Origin of the sequence: Hoskinsella mucinilytica (assembly GCF_045223415.1) — a bacterium.
Taxonomy (GTDB): domain Bacteria; phylum Bacillota_I; class Bacilli_A; order Erysipelotrichales; family Erysipelotrichaceae; genus Hoskinsella; species Hoskinsella mucinilytica.
The window spans coordinates 101,560-125,138 of record NZ_JBEQZJ010000002.1; the positions used below are offsets into that span (position 1 = coordinate 101,560).

The window sequence follows — 23,579 nt, forward strand, 5'->3', positions numbered from 1 at the left end:
GAGGCAATTATGATGAGATTATTTCCTGGTTTATTTAACGACGCATTCGATGATATGATGCATGATCACAGTATGATGAAAACAGACATTCGTGAAAAGGATGGAAACTTCATCTTAGATATGGAGTTGCCTGGATTCAAGAAAGAAGACATTCAAATGGAATTGAAAGAAGGCTATTTGACAATCAATGCAAGCCGTCAATCCAACAATGAAGAAAAAGATCAAGATGGTAACATCATTCGTCAAGAGCGTTTTTCCGGTAGTTGTTCAAGAAGCTTCTACGTAGGTGAAGATATCACACACGAGGATATCAAGGCAAGTTTCGGCAATGGTGAATTAAAGATCATTGTACCAAAAGAAGCGCCTAAAAAAGTAGAAGAAAAGCGTTTTATCCCAATCGATTAGTATTAAGATTCAAGGTAGGTTTTCACACATATAGAAAATGGAGGCGATGGATATGAAATTTCTACCAGATATTTTTAATGATAACATGGAGGATCTATTCTATGATCCATTCTTCTCTAAGACAAGCAGCTATATGAAAACTGATATCAAAGAGAAAGACGGAAACTATTTATTAGATATGGAATTACCTGGTTATCAAAAAGAAGATATTCAGATGGAGTTAAAAAACGGCTATCTGAATATCCGAGCTGTTAGAAACACCAACAAAGAGGAAAAAGATGAAAAAGGAAATATCATTCACCAAGAACGTTTCAGTGGAAGCTGTTCTCGTAACTTCTATGTTGGTGAAGGTGTAACACAAGCTGATATCAAAGCTAGTTTTGAAAACGGTGAATTAAAAGTTGTAATTCCGAAAATTGATCATAAAGAAGTTGAAGAGAAAAAATTTATTCCAATCGAATAAAACAAATCAAAAAGGTGCGAAAGCACCTTTTATCTTTTTCAACGATATTACCTTGATTTTATCGATAATGTTAGATGATTTTATCATGATATCGATTCCTAATGCCCCTTGTGTTTTTTTCTTTTCTTTTGCTGTTTTAATTCAAACATACGCATTTGATCTTCCTTTTTCTTCTTTTGATATCTTTGTACACGTTCTAATTGGTTTTGTTCCTGTTGCAATTTCAAAGCTTGTTGAGACTTTGTAGCGATTCCAACCTTCTGCATCTGCTTTCTTACCTTGCGTTGTAAACTTTTCGGATTTCTTTTTGACTCCTTCAAAACCGTTACCACAGTCGGACTAAATTGCAGACGATCATAATGTTTCAGCATAAACTCCATTATTTCATGCTCTTTAGGCTCTGCGCCAAATGTTACTTTCGCAACAGATAATGTTTCATTTTCTATGTTCTCAAAAACACCTACCCAAAATGGGTCTTCAAAAAATACTGTAAGTTTTCCATTTACTTTGTTCATAATGAACCCTCCTTAGTTTATTGCTAAACAAAGAATGGACAACCCGGAGGGGCAGGTTACTTACCATAGGATCCTATGACGGCCGGGCTACCTACCGGCTCTAGTACATCATGGTAGATGCACATTGCGTTTTTATCTTTGCATTTATCATCAAGCCATATGGCATGATTTCCAATTTTTAATATTCTTCTAAATCAATATGGTACATTGTTACATTCTGTTAGCTCAATCTGTAAGATACAAGTATGTTTATCACCTCTGCAAATAAAATTTTCATCTTATCAGCAATACAAACAATCTCTATCTTGTAAAACCACCCCAAATTGCTCCCTATCCCATGTGCTGTAAACCATTTACCTGATAATTCTTACATAACAAAAGAAACATTTTCTTTTTGAAAGGCATCATAAAATTTACTATTTTAAATTCAGACAAAATATCATATCTCATCTCAATGCTTCTCTACTATTCTAATAAATGACAATTCCATATATCCAAAATAGATAAGCAATCAATAACTTAGCTAAACTAATTGACTACCTATTCAATCTTACATGTATGTTTCTTCGTTTCTTTATCGTAATTGATACCGACCATAATCAAATCTTCTTTATATATTTCTAAAGAAGTAGGATATTTTTTATCCTTTATTTGATTTATAGCACTATCAGCATCTTTATTCCATTCTAACTCCACAAGAATTGCTGGTTTATCGCAAAAGGTATGAATGCAATATCCGCAAATCCTCTTCCTGACGGTAGCTCTCTTATTCAATCGACGTAATAAAAGTAGATTCTACATCATAATTCGGTATATAAACTTTTCCATCTTTAAAGGAATAACCTAAGTATCCTAGGTGCACAAGTAATGTCAAAAATCATCTTTAGATTTAAACGTTGTCATATCATTTTGGAACTTATTCACATTGACATCGATATATTCACCTGATAATAATCGGATGATTGCCTCTTTTAAACCATCAAAATTCATTGCTATATATTTAGCCAATGATTCATAAGTTTCACTATTCGTCCAATAATTACTATATTCTTTTTTATTCAGTGCCAAGATAACAGAGCGAGGAGAATAAATAGAGATATTATTTTTAAAATGATATCCATTATACCATCTTTGCATTTCACCAAATTCCATACCATGTTTATTACATAATGTTCTAACTTCTTCTTCTGTAAATCCCATAAATTGCTCATAAGGTGTAGGAAGTATCATTGATATTTCATCAAACATATTTAATGCACTATGTGTACCATATTTTTTTATCGGAAGGATACCGGTCATATAAACTAAATCCACATATGGCTGATCTTTTAACAAGGTTCTTAAAAAATCTAAATACGTTTCATAATCTCCTTTAATGGTGTTTCGCAAAATACAATCCCATTCATCAATGATAAAAACAAATGATTCGTTACACTCAGTAAATATTGTTTTTAATACTCTAGAAAGGATATCTTTTCTTTGATAATCAATATTATTATATACTTTTAAAATTTCAAACAAAACTGCATCAGTTACATCATGAATAAGAGATGCAACATCCTTTGATTCACTTAAAAATTCTTGTATGTTTAAATAAATCACATTATGTTTATTTAGATGCTTGTGATAAGAATTAACTGAACCGATTTTTAAAGAATCGAATAAATCAGATGAATCTGCACCTTTGGAATAATATGCCACTAACATGTTTGCATCTGTGGACTTTCCGAAGCGTCTAGGTCTAGAAACACATAATTTAGATTCATTACTACCCACAATTTCATTTGTTTTTTCAATTAATAAAGATTTATCAACATAAATCTTGTTTTTTAATATTTGTTTAAATGCTCTATGATCTGGATTTAGATAGTTTCCCATAAACAATACCTCCTGTTTTTACATTATACCATTACCATGGCCATAAATCATCTAGGATAACACAAAAGATTGATCTATTATCTTTGTTTTTTTACATAGAAATGTTCATCATATCTAAGATGAAAGAAGTATTTCCTCTTCGAAAAAAGGAAACATAAAATTTGTCTATTGAAAGCAGTAACACGCAAAAATATGGTATACTAATATCGAGGTGAAACAAATGAAAGAATGGACAAAAGATGCTGTTTTTTATCATATTTATCCACTGGGTTTTTGTGGTTGTGAACAATTTCATCAAGACAGCATTCATCATCGAATAAGCAAGATCAAGGATTGGATTCCACACTTAAAAGAGCTTCATATCAATGCGGTATACTTGGGACCTGTATTTGAAAGTTATGAACATGGATATGATACAAGTGATTATCGTATGATAGATCATAGACTGGGTGATAATGAAGATTTCAAAGAGGTTTGTGATGCGTTACATGAGGCCGGTATTCGTATCGTCCTGGATGGTGTATTTAATCATGTAGGCCGTGAATTTTGGGCTTTTAAGGATATCATTGATCATCACCAACAATCCCCTTATTGTGGGTGGTTCCATAACCTGAATTTCTATGGACAAAGCCCCTATCAAGATCCTTTTACTTATGAAGCTTGGGAAGGACATTACAATCTGGTTAAGCTGAATTTGAAAAACGAAGAGGTAGTTCATTACCTCTTGGAAAGCATCGCTATGTGGATGGATACCTTTGGAATCGATGGGCTACGCTTAGATGCGGCAGATTGTATCGATCAAGATTTCTTTAAGCGTTTAAAATGTTTTTGTGCTCAGAAAAACCCTGATTTTTGGTTGATGGGTGAAATTATTCATGGTGATTATACTCGATGGGCAAATGAAGAAATGTTAGATAGTGTGACCAATTATGAATGCTACAAAGGATTGTACTCTTCTCATAATGAAAAGAATTATTTTGAAATCGCCTATTCTTTGAATCGTCAATTTGGCAATGGAGGCATATATAAAGACCTCGTTTTATACAACTTTGTGGATAATCATGATGTCAATCGTTTGGCAAGTACATTGAAAAATCCATTGGATTTAAAAAACGTTTATACATTATTGTATACCATGCCCGGGATTCCCAGCATTTACTATGGAAGTGAGTGGGCAATCCAAGGTAAAAAACACGATGGAAGTGATGCCGATATTCGCCCTTGCCTTTCCCTTGATGAAAATAATCGTGATGAAGCTTTAAATGAGCATTTGACTTTATTGGGAAGTGTTTATGAACAACAGGTTGCATTAAGAAGAGGAAATTATGAGCAAGTTATCATTCGCAATGAACAATACGCATTTCGACGTGTTTATCAGGAACATGAGGTTTTGGTAGCGTTCAATGTCAGCGAGGAACCTTATACCATGGAATTATCATGTCAATATGAAGCGATGAAGGATGCTTTGGAAAACGTTCTATATATCGCAGAAAATGGGAAAATCGAATTAGAAATGGCTCCGAAGACATCCTATATATTGATACCATCTCAATCTGACATTAAGACTTTGGTTAAAAGAAAGCCAAAGAAGCTCATAAAAGAAGATGAAGAAGAGATCAAACCAATTCCCAAGACGGATGAACCATTGATTCCAATCATTGATATGGAGCTTAAACCTGGACGTTATGAACATTATAAAGGAAGGCATTATGCAGTTTTATATGTTGCTACGCATAGTGAAACACTTGAAAAATATGTTGTATACAGACAATTATATGGTAAAGGCGATGTGTGGATCCGTCCACTATCCATGTTCCAAGAATCTGTGATTGTTGATGGTAAAGAAGTTCCACGATTTCGCTATCTAGGAAGATAAGATATTGAAAACGACCACATGGATGGTCGTTATTTTATATAGGTTGAGGAATAGAAGAAGAATCCATTTTCTTTTTGGTTTCTTCCATTACTTCTTGCATGTAATTTTCTTCTAGAGGCATCGCTTGTTTTAGTTTTTGACAAAAGGATTTAGGATAGAGATCTTGAGATTCCAAAACACTTTGCGCTAATAATTCATGACAGCTTTCTATCACAAACTGTTTGATTTCTTTTCTTTTACATTTATGATGATTTAAAATCTCATCAAAGAAACACCAATTTTTCAGAAAGAGCGCATATCGTTCTTTCTTTGTTTGACAGATGGTTGCCAACGTATTATGAGACATTCGTTTATCTTCTATCTGGTCTTGAATATCATCTACGATCTGAAGAGCAAATCCAAAATCAACACAGAACTGATACTCATCATCCTTTAATGTGCCATCGATCAAATATCCATCTGCGATAACAGAGGTTCCTCCCTTTTCAACAGAGATGTCATAGAGAATATCTTTGCACTGTTCTTGACTTTGTGATAATGATAAAATTTGTGCATCTTGTATCATATATAGCCCATCATACACACTAGCGTATTGTTCACGAGGATAATGATGCTCGATAAAACCTACCAAAGCATCGATCTTTTTCTGTAACGCTGTTTCACAAATAACTTCTTTCCCATGTAATCTTTTTGTGAACCAATCATTGAATTCTTGTTTTTCCTTTTTGGTAATGGTGACATCATCTAGAAAATTATCTGAATATGGATAAAGCATACTATAGCCAAACATCGCTTCATGATAGACCAATTCTTTGTTAAATAGTAATTCTAACATCCAGATGATCCACATATTTCGCATTGCTTGAAATATATCTTCATCCTTTAAATCAGCATCAAAAGATTTTGCATCTGATACAAAACGTTCACTGAAGTTTTGAAAGATTTCCTGTTCTTCTTCCTTCATCCAAGATAGATCAAAAACCGGATTTTTCTTTTGTAATTGTTTGATGACTTCAGTTTTATCACTTTGGCGTAGATGATCAATATATTCTTGATTTTTTTGACGTTGAGAGGTATCTACTGGAGAAAAGACAATTTCTTTTGGTACAATTTGTTCATAGCTTTGTTTGCACTGTTGAATTGCTTGCTTTTTTCTTCTCATAGAATCACCTAAACTGAATGTTGATATCTCCCAGGTTATTATCCACTTCCAATAAATGTTTCCCTCCCTGGTTTTGTTTTAATTTACAATGAAGCTCATAAACATCCTCATTGATGGTAGTATCACCTAAATCGTTTGAAATCTTTAAATAATACTCATCACGCTTACCCGTCATTTCAATATGAATATCGCCTAAATTATTTTCTATGGAGGTTTTTCCTGTAAAACTTCCCTTCAAAGAAATATCTCCTGATTTCTCATCAATCTCTGTCGCTTTGCTTTCAATATTTGATAATTGAATATCACCAAGATCATCTTCTATTTCCATCTTACGAAAGGTTAGATTCGATATTGTGATATCCCCTAATTTGTTTTCAATTTCTATGGTGTATTCATTATCAGGTAGAGTCAATTCAATCTTCGCTTCCTTATTATGAAGCTTATTGTTTGGATGTTTTACTTGAATCACTTGTGCCCCATCATCTTTTTTTAAGGAAACATATGATTTATCAATACTTTGAACCTTAATTGAAGTCTTAGAGCCTTTTTTCACAACAATATCTCCCATATCAACTTTGATATCCCATTTATCATTTGCGTCTAATTCTTGTTCCCATATGTGATTACCTTTGGAAGGATTGATATTTTCATCATCTATCATGATCATACCAGCACTACCTCGATAATATAATCCTACATTAGCGGAGAAAGGCCACCATTCTGTGTTATCTTTTCCAACATGAAGAGCATCAATATTCCCACCTCGTGCAAATCCCGCACCTACAAGCATTGCGCCAATGATAACACAAATAGAAGCAATTACAACAAGTACTTTGCCAATTCTTTTCTTTTTCATACTTCCCTTTCCTCCTTATTGTTTTGCATCCCTCGATTTGGTTTGATTTTTTCATATAGCTTTGTTACAAGTCCGGCAGCGAATGGAATGCTGACACGAATAAGCTGATATCCTCCCATAGCAAGAAAAATACCTAATCCGATAACAATCAAACCTCCACCTGCACTGATCAATGCATTGGCCGGAGTTTCAAATGTAGTAAAGCCTTTGATCAACATTGGTATTCCTGCTATAAAGAGTGCACCTATACCACTTAATACAACAAGTCCAAATGCAAATATCACAAGGAAAAAGGCGAATCCAACAAGAATCAATGCCATCAATAGCGGTAATGCAATAGGCATCGCACAGATTCCTAAAAAGACAGTTATGATTTTTTTCATATTGGAATGAGGATATCTACTTATCTTTTCATGATCTTCCTTTAAATCTTTAGATGCGGTATTCGCTTTGATTGTTGCCGCAAATTTAGAAGGAGATCCAAGCTCTTCAATTACCGTTTTTTCATTCTCTACCCCTGCTTCCTCAAAATATTCCCTAACATAACATAAAGCATCTTCTTTTTCCTCTTCATCAATACCATTTAATTTACGACTAAGAATTCGTAAATACGTTTCCTTATCCATTTGATTCATCTTCATATCCTCCCTGCAAAATTCCATCTATTTTCTCAGAAAAATCTTTCCATTCACTTACATACTCCATATACTTTGCTTTACCCTCTGATGTTAATTGATAATACCTGCGATTCCTGCCCATATATTCTTTATCATATGTACATAGATAACCATCTTTTGTTAATCTTCTCAATACAGGATACAATGTTGATTCACTTACTGTTACGATTTCTTTGACTTCCTGTGTTAGCTTATATCCATAAGTATCTTCTTTATGGAGGATTGCCAGTACACAGGCATCTAATAATGCAGAGCCTAGTTGAAATACCATATTATCACCTTTCTTCAACAATATTATATGATATATAATATTATAAATCAATGCAAATAGAGAAATTTTACAATTTTTAATATTTTATCCTTGACGCTAGATTAACTTTTTGTTATACTATCATAGCAGTCAAAGCAAATGGCGCGTTGGAGAAACGGTTAACTCACTTGCCTTTCACGCAAGCATTCACGGGTTCGAATCCCGTACGCGTCACCATGATAAAAGTGATAAAGCCTTTGAAATAAAGGCTTTTTTTATGTTTATTTAACTTTTATAGCTCTTTCAGTCTGAAAGGTTATGTAAAATATTTTCGCTTATGCTATAATGATGTGGAATTTAGAATGAAGGGGTATGATTATGGAAACTAAAAATAAAGATATCGAAGAATATATCATTCATCGGGCTGAATTAAGCGACTTTTCCTTAGTGAAGGATATTACTACTTTAACGATCAATGAAATTTATCCACACTACTATCCAAAAGGTGCTGTTGATTTTTTTCTTTCCCATCATGATGATGATCATATATCATCAGATATACAACTAGGAATCGTCTATTTGATATACAATCATGAACACCAAGCCCTTGGTACCATTACGATAAAAGACAATAACATCAATCGTTTGTTTGTATTGCCTCAATATCAAGGACTAGGCTTAGGAAGAATATTGATGGATTTTGCTGAAAAACAGATTGCTCAAACCTATACAGAATGTAGACTAGACGCATCCTTATCAGCTAAAGGCATTTATTTGCATTTAGGTTATAAAGAAATAGAGTATCATACCATCATAACATCTAATAAAGATGTTCTATGTTATGATGTCATGGTCAAATGCTTATGATATACCATAAAGAAAGTTATATGAGGTAAAGTAATATGAAAAGAAATCACCCTAGTGTTACCATCTGCGAAGAAGGAGAAAAGTGGTTACAACGTGGACAAATGTGGATGTATAAAAATAATGTTGTTGCGTTAGATGAGACCATTCCAAACGGCTCTTTGGTTGATATCGTTACAACCAAAGGTACTTATTTAGGTACAGGCTTTTTATCGAAACAGAGCCACATCACGGTCAGAATTTTATCTAAAGATAAAAGTGATGTCTTTGATCGTTCTTTTTTCAAACAAAGAATTTTATTTGCATATGAATTTAGAAAAACATTAGAAATAGACAACATCACAAATTGTCGGCTTATTTTTGGCGAAGCAGATGAGCTTCCCGGATTAACTGTAGATCGTTATGAAGATGTATTGGTCTGCCAGATCAGTTCCTTTGGAATGGAACAAATCAAGGATATGCTGTATGAGCTTTTGTTGGAGGTATTACAAGAGGACGGACAGGATGTCAAAGGAATCTACGAAAGAAATGACATCAAGGTTAGAGAAAAAGAAGGCTTACCTTTAGAAAAAGGGTTTTGGAAACAGGCAAAACTGCCAACCACAACCATTATCAATGAAAATGGTATTAAACTACACGTTGATATAGAAAACGGACAGAAAACAGGATATTTCTTAGATCAAAAAGAGAATCGTAGGCTATTACGTCAAATGGCTCATGATAAAAGAGTGATGGATTGCTTTTCTCATACTGGAGGATTTGCATTAAATGCTGCTTATGGTCATGCCAAACAGGTCGTAGCAGTAGATGTATCTCAAACTGCATTACAACAGGGTTACGAAAATGCCAAATTGAATCATTTAGAAGATCGCATATCATTTGTAAAGGCGGATGTATTTAAATATCTAGATGAATGTAAACAAGGACAGTTTGACATTATCGTACTAGATCCACCTGCTTTTACAAAATCAAGAAGAACGGTCGATCATGCATATCATGGATATAAAAAAATCAATAAAAGAGCGATGGAGTTGTTGGGGCGTGGTGGCTATTTGATCACTTGTAGTTGCTCTCGTTTCATGGAAATCGACCTTTTTGAAAAAATGTTAAGAGAAAGTGCAAAAGAAACAGGTGTTACCTTAAAACAGGTATCTGTTACTCAACAAAACCATGATCATCCTATTCTTTGGACCATGGAAGAAACTTCTTATCTAAAATTTTATATTTTTCAAATTATCTAATCATCATGCAGATCGATCATATACATCATAGCTCAATGATAGAAGGTACATTCGAAATGAGAATGACCTTCTTTTTTGATTAAGATATTTACATAATGATTAGAAACTACTTTGATATTTCTCTATTTGCTTTTCAAATCACCTTTTCCATGAAAAAGAGCCAATTATGATTGACTCTTTTTTTATTTCCATTCAATTTTATTATCAAATAGTGCTTTGAGATTTTCATTTAAATATTCTTTATGAAAATTTAAAGACATCCACCTTTGATAATGTTGAGAAGCAAGTTCATCTGTATAAGTTTCAAAGGGTAATAATTGAAAGTTATCATAACCATAGGTGAAATGATTTACGATAACATCCATCTTTTGATGTGAAAGCTCCACTTTCTTTGTGTTAGGATCATAGGTAACATCACAATGTACAATTCCTCCTAATTCATACATATTCGTGAATTGTTCACTTGCTCGAGATACTGCAGCTGCGGAAGAAACAAAATTACCTAAAGAATAGATAACGAAGGTTTCCTCACCTTTTGTATTTACCATGGTTTCCACAGTCTGAAGAGTATGTGGATGATTGCCTATCACGATATGAACCCCACATTCATTCAAAAACTTTGCCACTTCCTTTTGCGTCTGTGAAATGTCATAAGTAAATTCCGTTCCCCAATGCATTGCTGCAATCACAACATCACTTTGATCTTTTGCCTCCATCACATCTTGTTTCAATGCTTCCTTATGTTCATCATCGAATTCATGTGTAGCATTCAAAAATCGATTCACTGAAAAATCATTTTGATCCTCTATTGGTTGATTGGTATCATAGGTATATGCAAGGATTGCAAAGCGTATACCGTTCTTTTCTATGATCAAAGGACCTCGATCCTCTTTTTGACGAAATGCACCTGTTGTAGCAATCTTTTCCTGATTTAAAGCCTGAATGGTCGCATCCAAACCAGTCTTTCCTTGATCATAACTATGGTTATTGGCAAATGTCAAAACATCAAAACCTAAATCCGCAAGTTGAGGAGCCACTTCTTCAGGAGCATTAAAGCGAAAATTAATGCCAGTTATACCATAAGATCGACCTGCAATCGGTACCTCTTGATTTCCAATCAGAAGATCTGCCTGTAATAAGGGCTTGATCTCATCAAAATAATGTTTGAACCGGTATTCATCATTCGTATAAAAATCACTCATCCATGTTAGAATTCCTTCTTCTAATAAGATATCCCCGGTAAATGCTAAAGTCGCAGAGCGCTTTTCCATTAGTTCTTTAGATTCCTGTATGATTTTATTTTCAGGTTCTTTCCCTACGCAAGCAGTTAATAAAACTAATAATCCACAGATCATCCATTGGTTCCCTATCCTATGTATTTTCTTTTTCTTCATACTACTCCCTCATATTTCATTGATCCTCATATTTATATTTATACGTAATAAAAGACTGCATGATGAAACATCATACAGTCTATACCCATCACTTATTTATTGATGATATCCATGATGTTTTGATAATAGGTATATCTTCCATCAACGAACTGTAAAGACTCATAAGCAAGTGCTTTTGCCTTATTGAAGTCGATATCTTCATAAACATGTGCAAAGCGATAATAGATATAATCTTTGATTTGATTATCTCTTAAAATATAGCCATAGCATACATCACCATGATAGAAATCACCATGTTTGATATATAAGTCCGCAACATCAATCAATACTCTTAATTGATATTTTTCATATAAATCAGAGAATTGAGATAATACCGCATAAATGAAATCCTCATAGAATTTCACATCATCATATTGCCAGCTTGGTAGAATCTGATATGCTACATCAAGGAAGTGTGCAAGGAATGCATCAAAATCAATATCTAGTAATTGATTGATCTCTTCACCTGTTGTAATATTTTTACGCTGACCGATCATCAATAATTTTTCACAGATTTTGAATTCCTTCAAATATTCTGCTGCATTTTCTTCTGCATCTTCACCTAATTTTGTCTTCATAGAAGCGTTGACATCTTTTTTGATATCTTTAAAATCTGCTGCTTTGATATCCATTGTTTCTTTCACCTTCTTTAAGGTAACAGGAATTAATTCCTCATCAAATCCATCTTTTTCAAAGGTAAAGCCTTTTTCTTTGATTTGATTACCTTCTATAATGTTTTTGATAAGAACCTTATCATCTGCCTCATTCAATAAGATTCTAGTATAATCATCATAACCATATTGAACACCCATTGCTTGCATTTTAGCAATACATTCTTCTAAACTATATGCTTCATATTCTTTGATATATGCAGCCTTCGTTGCTTTTTTTGCTGAAGCCTTCTTTGCTGGTTCTTTCTTTTCCGTTGCTTTTTTTGTTGGAGCTTTTTTCGCTGTTGTTTTCTTTGCTACCGGTTTCTTTTCTTCTTTTACTTCTTCAACAACAACTGGTTCTGCTTTCTTATCTGCAGCAACGCTCTTTTTCGTTGTAGCTTTCTTCGCAGGTTCTTTCTTTTCTGCAGTTTTTTTCGCAGGAGCTTTTTTCGCTGTTGCTTTTTTTGCTAGCGGTTTCTTTTCTTCTGTTTTTTCTACAGTACTTGCCTCTTTCATCGCAAGTTTTTCTACTTTCTTTTCTTCGATTTTTTCAGGCTCCTTCGCTGCACTAATTTTTTCAGGTTCTTTTGCTGCAGTTATTTTTTCAGGTTCCTTTGCTGCAGTGATCTTTTCCGGTTCTTTCGCAACTGTAATTTTCTTAGTTTCTACAGCTTTTTTTGCTGTACTCTTTTTGATTGTTTGATCGGCTTTTGCCGTTAATTTCATTTTCTTTGTTGTCTTTGCCATGTTATCATCCTCCGCATTCTTTCGATTTCGTTAGAATATGCTCGTCGTTTTCTATATACTCTTTTATTATAGCACGATGCATACTTATAATTAATACTTATCACCATAAATTTGTTTGATTTTATACTATTTTCATGATTTTCTGCAATTTTTTCACATATTTTTATGAATTTTTGTCGTAAAAGAAAATATTTTCACACATTATCTTAATTATTTTGCTATATTTTTTTCTTATACTAATATCGTAAAAAGAGTAATCTAAAGGAGGTCCTATGATGCAGGAATTTGAAAACAATCACCTAGAAGATACAAATGAAACCCCACAGGAAGCAAAGGTCGAGGAGCAAGAAGTACAACAGGTTTCTCAAGAAGAACAAAAGGATACCCATGATGCTACAGAATCTATTGAGATGAAAGATCAGCATTTGGAAGATGAAGAAGCGTTGATTCAATCAAAACAAATGAGTGAGGATGCAAAACAAGAACAAACGGAGCAACCAAAAACTAAGAAGAAACAAAAAAAGGTTCATGGTTCCTTTATCAAACAACATAAAACCGGAGTAACCATCACAAGTTGTTTCCTATTAGCTGGGATCGGTGGTTTTGGGGGAACATTGGCAGCTAATCAATTCAGTGGTAATGGTAAAGTGGTCATGTATCAATCTGTGAATAAGAATTCATCTAATTCTGATAACAATAGTGCGAATACATCTACCATGTCTGTTAAGGATATCGCAAATCAAACCATGGATAGTGTGGTAGAAATCAAAACAGAGTCTGTTCAAACCAATCAATTTTTCCAGCAAGCTGTGACCTCTGGTGCAGGTAGTGGTGTTATTTTAAGTAGTGATGGCTATATCGTCACCAATAATCATGTGATAGAAGGCGCAACCAAGGTTAGTGTTACAACCAAAGATGGAGAAGTATATAATGCAACTTTGGTAGGTAGTGATGCAACTACTGATTTGGCAGTCATCAAGATCGAACCTAAGAAAGACTTAATCCCTGTTGTTATGGGTAGCAGTGATAGCCTTGAAGTAGGAGATCCTGCCATTGCGATCGGTAACCCATTAGGAGAGCTTGGTGGTACGGTAACCAATGGTATTATTTCTGCTTTGGATCGTGCTATTACCATTGATGGTGAAACCATGCACTTACTTCAAACAAATGCCGCAATCAATCCAGGAAATTCCGGTGGTGGATTATTTAATGAAAAAGGTGAATTGATCGGAATCGTCAATGCGAAATCAAGTGGTAGTAATATTGAAGGATTAGGTTTTGCAATTCCAATTGACAAAGCAAAACCGGTCATTGAATCTCTGATTGAAAACGGTAAGGTAACAGGTAGAGCTGAGCTAGGTGTATCTTTAAGTGAAGTATCCAATCAAAGCAATAATCCATTTGCACAACAAACAGATGATACAAAATCTGTTTATATCGCAAAAGTTCAATCAGGTAAAGCTGCTGATAATGCGGGATTACAAGTAGGCGATAGAATCGTACAGGCTGATGGTAAAGATATCGATAGCATTGCGACCTTAAAAAGTATCATCACTTCACATAAAGCCGGAGATACTATGACCATGAAAATTGAACGTGATGGAAAAGAAAAAGAAGTAAAGATCACTTTATTAGAAGTTACAACAGAAGCTACGGAAAAAACAAGTTTCCAAGGAGGAAATGCATCTTAAAAAAAGAGAAGATTTCAGATGAAATCTTCTTTTTTTAAGCTCGATGAGATTCTTTGATCCATGTTCCAAACTGAGGAAGCAATGCATAGAATTCTTTTAAGTTCTTTACCTTCCATTCCCAATTAGGTGATCCAATGGTACCAGGCGTATTAATACGTCCTTCTTTCTTTAAACCTAGGATATCCATTGCAGGAATTATGGTAATTGCTGCATCGGAGTCCATACAATAGCGAATGACCAGTTCATGGAAGGTACGGTTATCATAATTACAATTATGGAAAAATCTTCTCAATGCTATTTTTTTATTTGCGTCAAGATCCTGATAGAAACCTTCTAACGTATCGTTATCATGCGTACTTGTATATAAGATAACATTTTCTTTTCTCGGACGTTTTAATAACTTCACTTCCATTTCAAATTGAGCAACGTTCATTCCCGTCAATCCATAATGATCACGAAGCTTTCCAACCTGTTTACGAAGTTCTCCTAGATCTTCAACTACAATGTTGATATCTGGCAACACTTTAAACAACGTGTCAAAAAAGTCATAAGCAGGACCAAGTTCCCATTCACCATTGATGGCCGTACTGCTTTGCGCAGGAATGACCCAATAAGTATCGAATGCACGGAAATGATCCAATCGGATGATATCAAAATATTGATCATTCCAAGCCAAACGTTTTAACCAGAAACCATATTCTTCTTTTCGTAATTGATTCCAATCATAAATAGGATTTCCCCACAACTGTCCGGTCTTGGAAAAATAATCCGGTGGTACCCCTGCTACAGCACTTGGTCTAGCATCGTTATCTAATAAGAAATCCTGTTGGTTTTCCCACACATCGGCGCTATCGATTCCTACATAAAATGGAATATCACCCATAATTTCAATATCATGCTCATTGGCATACGCCTTGATTTCACCCCATTGTTTATAGAAGATAAATTGTAAAAACATTTCATACTGGATATTATCTTCTAACCCTTTTAAAGAATATGCGTGATCATGAATCCAATTACGTTGTTCCATTGGCCATTCTAACCAGCTTTTCATATCATTTTGGCGTTTTAATGTCGTAAATACAGCATAATGATATAACCAATCCGCCTTTTCACAAAAAGCATGATATTCATCTTCAAACTCATGAAAATATTTTTTAAAGGTCTTAAATGCCTTTTTTAGATACGGTTGTTTGAATTGACGAACACCTTCAAAATCAACATATTCACAAAACTTATTATAGTTTCGAATAGAGCTTTGTTTTAATAAGCCATAATCGGCCAATGTATCCACGCTGATATAGATTTCATCCCCGGCAAACGAAGAAAAGGGTTGATAAGGTGAATTTCCATATCCTAATGGATTCAAAGGCAAAATCTGCCATATGTGTACGTTTTGTTTACTCATCGCATCAATGATACGATAACAATGTTTCCCAAAATCTCCAATCCCTTGATTAGAAGGTAAGGATGATATTGGCATTAATATGCCTGCTCTTCTTTTCATCTACAGCCCTCCTTATGATAGTTTCCAGATATCTCTATTGTAATCTTCAATGGTACGATCGCTACTGAAGAATCCACTACATGCAATATTTGCGAGCATCTTAATGCTCCAAGCATGACGATCCTCATAATCAAGTAACATGCGTTCCTTTACTTCAATATATTCCCTTAAATCTAATAAGGTCATAAACCAATCTTTATGCAATAACTCATGATAGAATCGTTGAAGATGTTCCATATCACCAACTTTAGACATTTCATTTCCCACTAAGAAGTCTACCAATTCATGTATCAATGGATCTTGTTCATAATAATCCTTACTGATATAATCATGGTTTGCGTAATGTGCAATGACCTCATCACTGCTTTTTCCAAACATATAACAGTTTTCTTCTTTTACCAATTGTGCGATTTCTACATTGGCACCATCTCTGGTACCTAAGGTCAAAGCACCGTTCAACATAAATTTCATATTTCCGGTACCACTGGCTTCTTTACTAGCTAAAGAAATCTGTTCACTGATATCACTTGCCGGAATCACCTGTTCTGCCTCACTCACATTATAGTTTTCTATGAAACAAATTTGAAGATAAGGTGATACACAAGGGTCATGATTGATAATGTCCGCTAAACAAAGCAATACATGGATGATATCCTTTGCAATGGTATATGCAGGTGCTGCTTTGGCACCAAAAATAAACGTAATAGGACGAATCGGTAGCTTTCCCTTTTTGATCTGTTGATACTTATAAATGATGTATAAAGCATTCATCTGTTGACGTTTATATTCGTGTAGACGTTTTACTTGTGTATCAAAAACAGAATTAGGATTGATATGAATTCCTTGTTTTAAAGCCATATGATGAACCCATTCCTGTTTCTTTTCCTGTTTAATGGCAAGTAGTTTTCGTAACACTTCTTCATCCCTTGTAAAGTCCAACAACTTTTGAAGTTCTTCACTGTTGGTATAAAAACCCTTCCCGATCCACTGTTCTATTGCAGATGTTAGTTGAGGGTTACAAGCATAAAGCCATCTACGGAAGGTGATTCCATTGGTCTTGTTGTTGAATTTCTCTGGATACAATGTATAGAAATCATGTAATTCTGTTTCTTTTAAGATATCGGTATGAAGCTTTGCAACACCATTGATACTTTTTCCGAAATGAATATCGATATGTGCCATATGAACTCTTCCATCAGCACCGATAATGGCTGTATGATCTTTATCGCATCTTTGTGCTGCCGCAAGATCCAAAGCTTCAATGATTTCTACTAATTGTGGCACCACTTTTTTGAGATATTCCATCGGCCATGTCTCCAATGCCTCGGAAAGAATGGTATGATTGGTGTAAGCACAAGTCTGTTCCACGATATGGCATGCCTTTTTCAAGCTCATCCCTTCTTTTCGAAGTAAACGAATCAGTTCAAGGATGATCATCGTCGGATGAGTATCATTGATTTGAATAACAACATGATCATATAATCGATCAAGTGGGTACCCTTTTTCTTTACAATCCTGCAAGATCATTTGTGCGCCACAAGATACCATGAAATATTGTTGATAAATTCGAAGCAGTTTTCCATTCTCATCACTGTCATCCGGATATAAAAACAGTGTTAGATTTTTCTCAATTGCCGTTTTATCAAAACAGATACCATCATGAACAATGCTTTCATCTACAGTTTCTATATCGAATAAATGTAAGGTGTTTTTATGACCATGATAGCCCAATACCTCCATATCATACTCTATCGCATGTAGCTTGCCAAAGGGAAATGCTACTTCGATATCGGTATCTTTTCTATCAAACCAAGACACTTCATCGATCCATTCATTTGGTATCTCATATTGTTTATGATTTTGAAACTTTTGTTCAAATAAGCCAAAATGATAATATAACCCGATTCCATCTCCACATAAATTCAAAGAGGCAATGGAATCAAGAAAACAGGCAGCCAATCTGCCCAAACCACCATTTCCTAAAGATGGTTCTTTTTCTATATCCGCAATCTCTTGCATAGAAAAACCCTGCTGTTTTACAAACATACAGGCCTCATCATAAATTCCAAGGTTAATCAAATTACTTGTCAAAAGCTTACCGAGCAAGAATTCCGCCGATATATAATACAGCTTTTTCTCTTGTTCGATATAAGGCTTATCCTCCATGCGTTTCTTGCATTCTTTCACAAGTAATTGATAGACATCCTGTTTACTTAGGTGTCCATGTATATCCAATGTATCATCTTTCAGAAATTCAGCCATTAACTTCCTCCTCCTTTTGTTTGTAAGCGGTTTACTTATCATTATTTTAACACATATTATGAAAATTTCATGCATTATTTGAAAAAAACATAAAAAAAGCAGCAAATATGAAATTTGCTAGCGTTTTTTTCCTATCCCAAAGCAACATCCATGATCATCATAATGAGAAATCCTGCCATAAAACCAAGAGTTGCGGCATGTCCATGATCACTGAAATGTGCCTCCGGTATCAATTCTTCTACCACAACATAAACCATTGCTCCGGCTGCGAAAGCTAAAAGCCATGGCATGATCATCGTTGCACTTCCTGCAACTGCAACTACTGCTATACCGGCAATCGGTTCCACGATACCGGATAAAGATCCATAAAGAAATGCCTTACCACGGGAACATCCTTCCCTTTGCATTGGTAAGGATATCGCAGCCCCTTCCGGGAAATTTTGTAGTCCTATTCCCAAAGCCAATGCCATTGCAGCAGCAAGAGAAATAGATCCACTTGTTGACGCTGTTACCGCAAAAGCCAAACCAACTGCCATTCCTTCAGGTATATTGTGCAAAGTAACCGCAATAACAAGCATAGAAGTTCGTTTCATACTAGAAGCAGGACCTTCTGGTTCATCACTACCGGGGTGTAGATGTGGTAATATTTTATCTAAGACATTTAAAAATACTGCTCCTAACACAAAACCTCCGGCTGCCGGAAGCCATTCCATCATACCCAAGTCAGCTGCCTGTTCCATAGATGGAATCAATAAGCTCCATACACTCGCTGCTATCATTACACCGGCCGCAAAGCCAAGAAACATCGATTGCCAGCTTTGTTTCATTTCTTTTTTAAACAGAAAGATCGTTGCAGCTCCCAAGGTGGTCATCAAAAAGGTAAAGCCTGTCCCTAAAGCTGCTAACAGATAGGGATTGGTAATATCAAACATATTACTCACCTCCATATCTGTATTATATGTAATCTCTCAAAAAAATTCCATTCAAACGATTTATTTTACCCAAGGTTGATAAGGACGAGCTTTTAAGCTTTGCCTACATCCCAGTTTTCTTGCGAAAACAAATACCACGATTCTTTGTATGGGACGAAGTAAGGTCAATATCAAAATCTTACGTTTTGAGAAAAAGGCAGGTCCAGCAAAGCAATCTACTTCCTTTGCATCAAAAGAAGGATGTTTCGCAAAACGTTTTCCCATTTCATAAAAAGGCGCTATGCTTTTCTTTTGTTGAACTGGGGAAAGCAAATGCAAGATAAACATATCACCCTTGATCAAAGTACCACCATAATCACATTGTAAATAAGAAGGCAATTTTTCCAAATAACTTCGAGCACACCATAACTGACTGGCTTCCGCAAAGCCTCCTTGTAGTAAAAAACATAGCTTCTTATGTTTCATTTTTTCTAGATCCAGCTGTTCTAAAAACTCCATCATGATTCCCGGAATACTTTCAACATACAATGGCATCGCAATTAAGATCGTCTCATGCTCATACATTTCTTGCATGATTTCATTCCAATGATTCCTCTCACTTAAACAAAGAATCTTTGTTGCTTGTTTTGTTTCCTCTATAAACCCTTTTTGAAATGCTTCCAGAATGATTTGTGTATTGCTTTGTTGTTTTATCCTAGGTGAAGCGTTGATCATGAGTAAGTTCATGAAGCAGCACCTCCTTATCCTTTATAGGATACACACCAAGGGATGTTCCGTGAATATTAAGCATTACTCGCTTCATCCATGGATTTAAATCATTTCCCTCAAGACTTCCTTCATACAGGATTCCCATCCTCAATTCTTTTCCGTAGCGAGCAAGATGGCGCATTTGACCATTCACAAAATGAAGATGCATGGTTGCCAAAGGTAATATTCGATCGATGATATGTTTCAATCGGTACGTAATATTACCGAATTTTGTATCTGTGAAAAAGATAACCGCATCATAAGACAAATAAAGTTTTAACAGCTTTTCATAATCATCCTTGATCACACATCTACCTGGTGTCATCAACCAACAGGCATTACAACCGATGCAGCCTTTGATATTCATACTTCTTGTTTCTATGATTTCATAATCTATTCCTTTATCATGAAGATCCATCGCAAATCCTGATAAAAGCGTATGCCCTATAGGCAACGTCGAAATCAAACCGATCATTGTCATCACCTCGTCTATAGGATAAGGCTGGTGGTAACCCCCAAGTCAACCCCTATTTTATCAAAACCCAACTATGACAATAATTCACAAAGCATCCTTTATCATACATCATAAATACAGATTGAATATAGACGTTTCCAAGTGGTATTAGATCATGTGCTTTCATCCAATCCGAAAACAAATAGAACATACGCTCCATCACGCTTTCATCCCCATCTCTACACTCCACCAGTACATGAACACTTTTTCCATGGTTTAGATAACATCTACCTGGTATTTTGTATTCACAAGGTCTTACTACATGTACCGTAGATGTTTGAAAACCGTCTTTTTCATCAAAGCTTACCTCTCTGATCAATTGTGAGGTCAATTCTTTATTTTCATCCACAAGCTTAAGTACTTGATCATATTCTTTTATCGAGGAAAAAGAGGATATTTGATGAAGACTTTCATAAAGGGGAAAGGTAACTATTTGGGGCTGGTGCAATTGTGTGGATATCTGTTTCCATAATTCCTCATCTTTCGACAATTCAGCTTCAATTTCAGTTAGTCGTTGAATTTCCGCCTTTATTTCTAGTTTTTTCTTTTGTAGTTGGGTTGGTAAAGAGGTGTGATCCATTGTCATCATATCTTTGATCTGTGCCGTTGTAAATGCACGCTTTTTATAAAATTCGATATAAAACAACTTCAAAATTTCATCAAAGGAAAAGCTACGATACTGACTTTGAGGGGAAATATCAGGTTGTAAAAGATGAATTTTCTCATAATAACGCAATGTTTCTCTGGTTAACCCTAAATACTGATATAAGTGCTTTGGCGCAAACATCTCTTGTTGATGGGCTTGATCTAAGGCCTCTATCTCCACAAAGCTCTTAGTTCGTTTATCACTTTTCTCTTTCATAATATACACTCCTCGTCAAGATATTTAAAAAGCCGATATTTATCGGCCTTATGCTGTTACTAGCTCTTGTTCATCCTGAAAATTTAAATGATAACGCAATAAATCTTTTAATAGCTGAATGCTAGACATCATTTGATCTTCGTTCATCGTTTTATTCAAACGGAAGTTACGGTATACCATATCACGATTGACCTTGTATTCCTTACTGAGATAATCTGCCCACATGTCTGCTTCTTCCCATTGTTTTTTCGCAAGAATTCCTTCTGATACAATGACACAATGAAAATCTTTATAATTGACCGGTACCGCCCATTTGATCAATCCTGCATGACAAGAATAAATACATTCTTTATTGATTTCCCTTGCATTATCATAGGTTTCTTTGGTACACTCTTCACATTTTTGTAATGCTGAAGCACTTACCTTAAGACATTTACAGAAATAATTCTTCTCAGATGCACTTTGTATCTCCGTATTATCATAAACGATATAGCTTCTTAAACCTGTGATCCTTTCATAATCATCCAGCACTTTTTTCACAACATCCTTGATTTCCATGATTTATTATTCCCTTCTTTGTTCTATACTCTACGAAAAATATACCACACTTTCTATAAAACTTCTATAGTGAATTGTTGATTTTCCTTATGAACATCCATAATGGCATCTCGATATGGCTCACTTACAGAAAGCCTTTTCAATTTTTCAACAATAGAATACTTCCCCCACATATGCATAGGAAAGGCATAACTTGTATGTGTCATACGCATCCATGCATCAAATCCATAATAGAACTGCTCTTTTTGTCGTGGATCTAATACGAGAAAAGCAACATCTATATCTCTACCTTTCAATGATTCAATCCCCTTTTCAAACAAGGCCCTGGCTTCATCATTTTCTGCATCACTATTTTCATCTTCCCAATGCCACCAATTCAGATCCCCGGCATGATAGATCGTTCCTTCTTTTGTTTCTATCAAAAAAGCAACACCTTCATCACTGGAAGGAAAGGTCTCCACACGCAAATCATCTAATATCAGTTGCTGGTTTGCCTTCAACATGATGGTATCAGAAGCCACTTGACAAGAAACATCATCAGATATCAGATAAGTCAACTGCTTGGTTTCCTTTCTTAGATTGAAAATAATGGGTTGATAATGATCCCCATGGTGATGGGACACAAATACATACAACTTTTTAGAATGATCCCACTCAGGTAATACTCCTTTGGTATCATCAAACAAAAAACAACAATCTTCCATTTCAATGAAATAGGCACTATGATCTAGATACGTAATGTTCATGTTCTCAACTCCATTTCCGAATTTAGTGTATCATGAAATCATGAAAACATAAAATATAATACATGTTATGATAAGATCTTTTGCGATATTCTATGAAATTTGTGATAGTTGCCTCTTGCATCCTTGACATCATCGCCTATAATATAATGGAGTATGCGATCATATCATACATTTGGAAAGGAGATTTCATATGAGTATATTTAATATTAGTACACCGGAAGCATTACACAGTGACCCCTTTACCATGATTGGTAAGGAATGGATGTTGGTAACAGCAGAAAAGGAAGATGGTAGTGTCAATACCATGACTGCTTCATGGGGTGGTGTCGGTATCCTTTGGAATAAAAAAGTTGCCTTCGTCTTTATTCGACCACAACGCTATACCAAAGAATTCATAGATGCCCAAGAACATCTGACATTATCCTTTTATGATGAAACTTATCGGAAAGAGCTTGCGTATTTTGGAAAAATCAGTGGACGTGAAGAAGATAAAATTTCAAAAGCCGGATTTCATACCATTCAAGAAAACGGATATGCGTATTTTGAAGAAGCAAATACCGTATTGAAATGTAAAAAGCTTTATGCTCAAGAATTGACGGAAGAAGGCTTCTTTGACATGGAACTGATAGAGAAAAACTATCCTTTAAAAGATTATCACACCATGTATGTTGTAGAAATAGAACATGTTTTAACAAAACAAGAAAATGATTCATAAATGGATCATGTGAAAACAAAGTCTT

24 protein-coding genes and 1 tRNA gene are annotated in these 23,579 nt (G+C 34.9%); 8 read left to right on the forward strand and 17 right to left on the reverse strand.

Going from position 1 to position 23,579, the window contains the following annotated elements:
- The first annotated feature begins 12 nt into the window (after positions 1 to 12).
- Positions 13 to 405: an Hsp20/alpha crystallin family protein gene (locus UGRO018_RS01185; RefSeq protein ID WP_463667541.1), complete on the forward strand. Its 393-nt coding sequence runs from the start codon at positions 13 to 15 to the stop codon at positions 403 to 405.
- 52 nt (positions 406 to 457) lie between these two features.
- Positions 458 to 868 (forward strand): Hsp20/alpha crystallin family protein, encoded by a 411-nt coding sequence (locus UGRO018_RS01190; protein WP_416324615.1) that lies wholly within the window; start codon positions 458 to 460, stop codon positions 866 to 868.
- A 98-nt stretch (positions 869 to 966) separates the two neighbouring features.
- Here UGRO018_RS01190 and UGRO018_RS01195 read toward each other — a convergent pair whose 3' ends face one another.
- From UGRO018_RS01195 to UGRO018_RS01205, 3 genes are all read right to left on the reverse strand, one after another.
- Positions 967 to 1,383: a YjdF family protein gene (locus tag UGRO018_RS01195; RefSeq protein WP_416324616.1), complete on the reverse strand. Its 417-nt coding sequence runs from the start codon at positions 1,381 to 1,383 to the stop codon at positions 967 to 969.
- 540 nt (positions 1,384 to 1,923) lie between these two features.
- Positions 1,924 to 2,079, reverse strand: a complete 156-nt coding sequence (locus UGRO018_RS01200) for a hypothetical protein (protein ID WP_416324617.1) — start codon at positions 2,077 to 2,079, stop codon at positions 1,924 to 1,926.
- A 174-nt stretch (positions 2,080 to 2,253) separates the two neighbouring features.
- Positions 2,254 to 3,261, reverse strand: a complete 1,008-nt coding sequence (locus UGRO018_RS01205) for an AAA family ATPase (protein ID WP_416324618.1) — start codon at positions 3,259 to 3,261, stop codon at positions 2,254 to 2,256.
- A 220-nt stretch (positions 3,262 to 3,481) separates the two neighbouring features.
- Here UGRO018_RS01205 and UGRO018_RS01210 point away from each other — a divergent pair, with 220 nt between their 5' ends.
- A complete protein-coding gene (locus tag UGRO018_RS01210; RefSeq protein ID WP_416324619.1) occupies positions 3,482 to 5,137 on the forward strand; it encodes a DUF1653 domain-containing protein in 1,656 nt (551 codons plus the stop codon).
- Between the two features lie 34 nt (positions 5,138 to 5,171).
- On the opposite strand, the gene UGRO018_RS01215 is transcribed toward UGRO018_RS01210, so the two are convergent.
- Genes UGRO018_RS01215 through UGRO018_RS01230 form a run of 4 tightly spaced genes read right to left on the reverse strand, consistent with a single transcriptional unit; the run spans position 5,172 to position 8,103 of the window.
- The gene (locus UGRO018_RS01215; RefSeq protein ID WP_416324620.1) at positions 5,172 to 6,299 is read right to left on the reverse strand and encodes a hypothetical protein; all 1,128 of its coding nucleotides are present in this window, start codon (positions 6,297 to 6,299) and stop codon (positions 5,172 to 5,174) included.
- A 4-nt stretch (positions 6,300 to 6,303) separates the two neighbouring features.
- Entirely contained in the window at positions 6,304 to 7,155 is an 852-nt protein-coding gene (locus tag UGRO018_RS01220) for a DUF4097 family beta strand repeat-containing protein (protein ID WP_416324621.1), read from the reverse strand.
- Positions 7,152 to 7,790 carry a DUF1700 domain-containing protein gene (locus UGRO018_RS01225; protein ID WP_416324622.1) on the reverse strand — a complete coding sequence of 213 codons (639 nt, stop codon included), beginning with the start codon at positions 7,788 to 7,790 and terminating at the stop codon, positions 7,152 to 7,154. The genes UGRO018_RS01220 and UGRO018_RS01225 overlap by 4 nt, the downstream gene beginning before the upstream one ends.
- Entirely contained in the window at positions 7,774 to 8,103 is a 330-nt protein-coding gene (locus tag UGRO018_RS01230) for a PadR family transcriptional regulator (RefSeq protein ID WP_416324623.1), read from the reverse strand. The genes UGRO018_RS01225 and UGRO018_RS01230 overlap by 17 nt, the downstream gene beginning before the upstream one ends.
- 140 nt (positions 8,104 to 8,243) lie before the next feature.
- Between UGRO018_RS01230 and UGRO018_RS01235 the strand changes: the two genes are divergently transcribed.
- From UGRO018_RS01235 to UGRO018_RS01245, 3 genes are all read left to right on the forward strand, one after another.
- Positions 8,244 to 8,319, forward strand: a tRNA-Glu gene (locus tag UGRO018_RS01235).
- Positions 8,320 to 8,460: 141 nt separating this feature from the next.
- A complete protein-coding gene (locus UGRO018_RS01240) occupies positions 8,461 to 8,949 on the forward strand; it encodes a GNAT family N-acetyltransferase (protein WP_416324624.1) in 489 nt (162 codons plus the stop codon).
- 35 nt (positions 8,950 to 8,984) lie between these two features.
- Positions 8,985 to 10,187 (forward strand): class I SAM-dependent rRNA methyltransferase, encoded by a 1,203-nt coding sequence (locus UGRO018_RS01245; protein WP_416324625.1) that lies wholly within the window; start codon positions 8,985 to 8,987, stop codon positions 10,185 to 10,187.
- 182 nt (positions 10,188 to 10,369) lie between these two features.
- Here UGRO018_RS01245 and UGRO018_RS01250 read toward each other — a convergent pair whose 3' ends face one another.
- On the reverse strand, positions 10,370 to 11,581 hold the full coding sequence (locus UGRO018_RS01250) for a CapA family protein (RefSeq protein WP_416324626.1): 1,212 nt from the start codon (positions 11,579 to 11,581) through the stop codon (positions 10,370 to 10,372).
- A gap of 92 nt (positions 11,582 to 11,673) precedes the next feature.
- Positions 11,674 to 13,020 (reverse strand): neurofilament protein, encoded by a 1,347-nt coding sequence (locus UGRO018_RS01255; protein WP_416324627.1) that lies wholly within the window; start codon positions 13,018 to 13,020, stop codon positions 11,674 to 11,676.
- A 275-nt stretch (positions 13,021 to 13,295) separates the two neighbouring features.
- On the opposite strand from UGRO018_RS01255, the gene UGRO018_RS01260 reads away from it, so the two are divergent.
- Positions 13,296 to 14,711 (forward strand): S1C family serine protease, encoded by a 1,416-nt coding sequence (locus tag UGRO018_RS01260; protein WP_416324628.1) that lies wholly within the window; start codon positions 13,296 to 13,298, stop codon positions 14,709 to 14,711.
- Between the two features lie 34 nt (positions 14,712 to 14,745).
- Here the strand turns inward: UGRO018_RS01260 and malQ are convergent, their stop codons facing one another.
- The 8 genes from malQ to UGRO018_RS01300 all read right to left on the reverse strand — a co-directional run bounded on the left by malQ (position 14,746) and on the right by UGRO018_RS01300 (position 22,839).
- Positions 14,746 to 16,218, reverse strand: a complete 1,473-nt coding sequence (gene malQ / locus UGRO018_RS01265; protein WP_416324629.1) for a 4-alpha-glucanotransferase — start codon at positions 16,216 to 16,218, stop codon at positions 14,746 to 14,748.
- 12 nt (positions 16,219 to 16,230) lie between these two features.
- Positions 16,231 to 18,480 carry a glycogen/starch/alpha-glucan phosphorylase gene (locus UGRO018_RS01270; RefSeq protein WP_416324630.1) on the reverse strand — a complete coding sequence of 750 codons (2,250 nt, stop codon included), beginning with the start codon at positions 18,478 to 18,480 and terminating at the stop codon, positions 16,231 to 16,233.
- Between the two features lie 131 nt (positions 18,481 to 18,611).
- On the reverse strand, positions 18,612 to 19,412 hold the full coding sequence (locus tag UGRO018_RS01275) for a ZIP family metal transporter (protein WP_416324631.1): 801 nt from the start codon (positions 19,410 to 19,412) through the stop codon (positions 18,612 to 18,614).
- Between the two features lie 60 nt (positions 19,413 to 19,472).
- Positions 19,473 to 20,138, reverse strand: a complete 666-nt coding sequence (locus UGRO018_RS01280) for an NAD(P)H-dependent oxidoreductase (protein WP_416324632.1) — start codon at positions 20,136 to 20,138, stop codon at positions 19,473 to 19,475.
- A complete protein-coding gene (locus UGRO018_RS01285) occupies positions 20,107 to 20,634 on the reverse strand; it encodes a flavodoxin family protein (protein WP_416324633.1) in 528 nt (175 codons plus the stop codon). The genes UGRO018_RS01280 and UGRO018_RS01285 overlap by 32 nt, the downstream gene beginning before the upstream one ends.
- 52 nt (positions 20,635 to 20,686) lie before the next feature.
- Positions 20,687 to 21,535 carry a helix-turn-helix domain-containing protein gene (locus UGRO018_RS01290; RefSeq protein WP_416324634.1) on the reverse strand — a complete coding sequence of 283 codons (849 nt, stop codon included), beginning with the start codon at positions 21,533 to 21,535 and terminating at the stop codon, positions 20,687 to 20,689.
- 48 nt (positions 21,536 to 21,583) lie between these two features.
- Positions 21,584 to 22,093 carry a PocR ligand-binding domain-containing protein gene (locus tag UGRO018_RS01295; protein ID WP_416324635.1) on the reverse strand — a complete coding sequence of 170 codons (510 nt, stop codon included), beginning with the start codon at positions 22,091 to 22,093 and terminating at the stop codon, positions 21,584 to 21,586.
- Positions 22,094 to 22,146: 53 nt separating this feature from the next.
- Positions 22,147 to 22,839, reverse strand: coding sequence for an MBL fold metallo-hydrolase (locus UGRO018_RS01300; protein WP_416324636.1), 693 nt, complete (start codon positions 22,837 to 22,839; stop codon positions 22,147 to 22,149).
- 190 nt (positions 22,840 to 23,029) lie between these two features.
- On the opposite strand from UGRO018_RS01300, the gene UGRO018_RS01305 reads away from it, so the two are divergent.
- Positions 23,030 to 23,554: a flavin reductase family protein gene (locus tag UGRO018_RS01305; protein WP_416324637.1), complete on the forward strand. Its 525-nt coding sequence runs from the start codon at positions 23,030 to 23,032 to the stop codon at positions 23,552 to 23,554.
- Positions 23,555 to 23,579 lie beyond the last annotated feature (25 nt).

Coding starts and splice junctions, on each gene's coding strand:
- UGRO018_RS01185 (WP_463667541.1), top strand. CDS start 13: ATGAGATTATTTCCTGGTTTATTTAACGACGCATTCGATGATATGATG.
- UGRO018_RS01190 (WP_416324615.1), top strand. CDS start 458: ATGAAATTTCTACCAGATATTTTTAATGATAACATGGAGGATCTATTC.
- UGRO018_RS01195 (WP_416324616.1), bottom strand. CDS start 1,383: ATGAACAAAGTAAATGGAAAACTTACAGTATTTTTTGAAGACCCATTT.
- UGRO018_RS01205 (WP_416324618.1), bottom strand. CDS start 3,261: ATGGGAAACTATCTAAATCCAGATCATAGAGCATTTAAACAAATATTA.
- UGRO018_RS01210 (WP_416324619.1), top strand. CDS start 3,482: ATGAAAGAATGGACAAAAGATGCTGTTTTTTATCATATTTATCCACTG.
- UGRO018_RS01215 (WP_416324620.1), bottom strand. CDS start 6,299: ATGAGAAGAAAAAAGCAAGCAATTCAACAGTGCAAACAAAGCTATGAA.
- UGRO018_RS01220 (WP_416324621.1), bottom strand. CDS start 7,155: ATGAAAAAGAAAAGAATTGGCAAAGTACTTGTTGTAATTGCTTCTATT.
- UGRO018_RS01225 (WP_416324622.1), bottom strand. CDS start 7,790: ATGAATCAAATGGATAAGGAAACGTATTTACGAATTCTTAGTCGTAAA.
- UGRO018_RS01230 (WP_416324623.1), bottom strand. CDS start 8,103: ATGGTATTTCAACTAGGCTCTGCATTATTAGATGCCTGTGTACTGGCA.
- UGRO018_RS01240 (WP_416324624.1), top strand. CDS start 8,461: ATGGAAACTAAAAATAAAGATATCGAAGAATATATCATTCATCGGGCT.
- UGRO018_RS01245 (WP_416324625.1), top strand. CDS start 8,985: ATGAAAAGAAATCACCCTAGTGTTACCATCTGCGAAGAAGGAGAAAAG.
- UGRO018_RS01250 (WP_416324626.1), bottom strand. CDS start 11,581: ATGAAGAAAAAGAAAATACATAGGATAGGGAACCAATGGATGATCTGT.
- UGRO018_RS01255 (WP_416324627.1), bottom strand. CDS start 13,020: ATGGCAAAGACAACAAAGAAAATGAAATTAACGGCAAAAGCCGATCAA.
- UGRO018_RS01260 (WP_416324628.1), top strand. CDS start 13,296: ATGCAGGAATTTGAAAACAATCACCTAGAAGATACAAATGAAACCCCA.
- malQ (WP_416324629.1), bottom strand. CDS start 16,218: ATGAAAAGAAGAGCAGGCATATTAATGCCAATATCATCCTTACCTTCT.
- UGRO018_RS01270 (WP_416324630.1), bottom strand. CDS start 18,480: ATGGCTGAATTTCTGAAAGATGATACATTGGATATACATGGACACCTA.
- UGRO018_RS01275 (WP_416324631.1), bottom strand. CDS start 19,412: ATGTTTGATATTACCAATCCCTATCTGTTAGCAGCTTTAGGGACAGGC.
- UGRO018_RS01280 (WP_416324632.1), bottom strand. CDS start 20,138: ATGAACTTACTCATGATCAACGCTTCACCTAGGATAAAACAACAAAGC.
- UGRO018_RS01285 (WP_416324633.1), bottom strand. CDS start 20,634: ATGATCGGTTTGATTTCGACGTTGCCTATAGGGCATACGCTTTTATCA.
- UGRO018_RS01290 (WP_416324634.1), bottom strand. CDS start 21,535: ATGAAAGAGAAAAGTGATAAACGAACTAAGAGCTTTGTGGAGATAGAG.
- UGRO018_RS01295 (WP_416324635.1), bottom strand. CDS start 22,093: ATGGAAATCAAGGATGTTGTGAAAAAAGTGCTGGATGATTATGAAAGG.
- UGRO018_RS01300 (WP_416324636.1), bottom strand. CDS start 22,839: ATGAACATTACGTATCTAGATCATAGTGCCTATTTCATTGAAATGGAA.
- UGRO018_RS01305 (WP_416324637.1), top strand. CDS start 23,030: ATGAGTATATTTAATATTAGTACACCGGAAGCATTACACAGTGACCCC.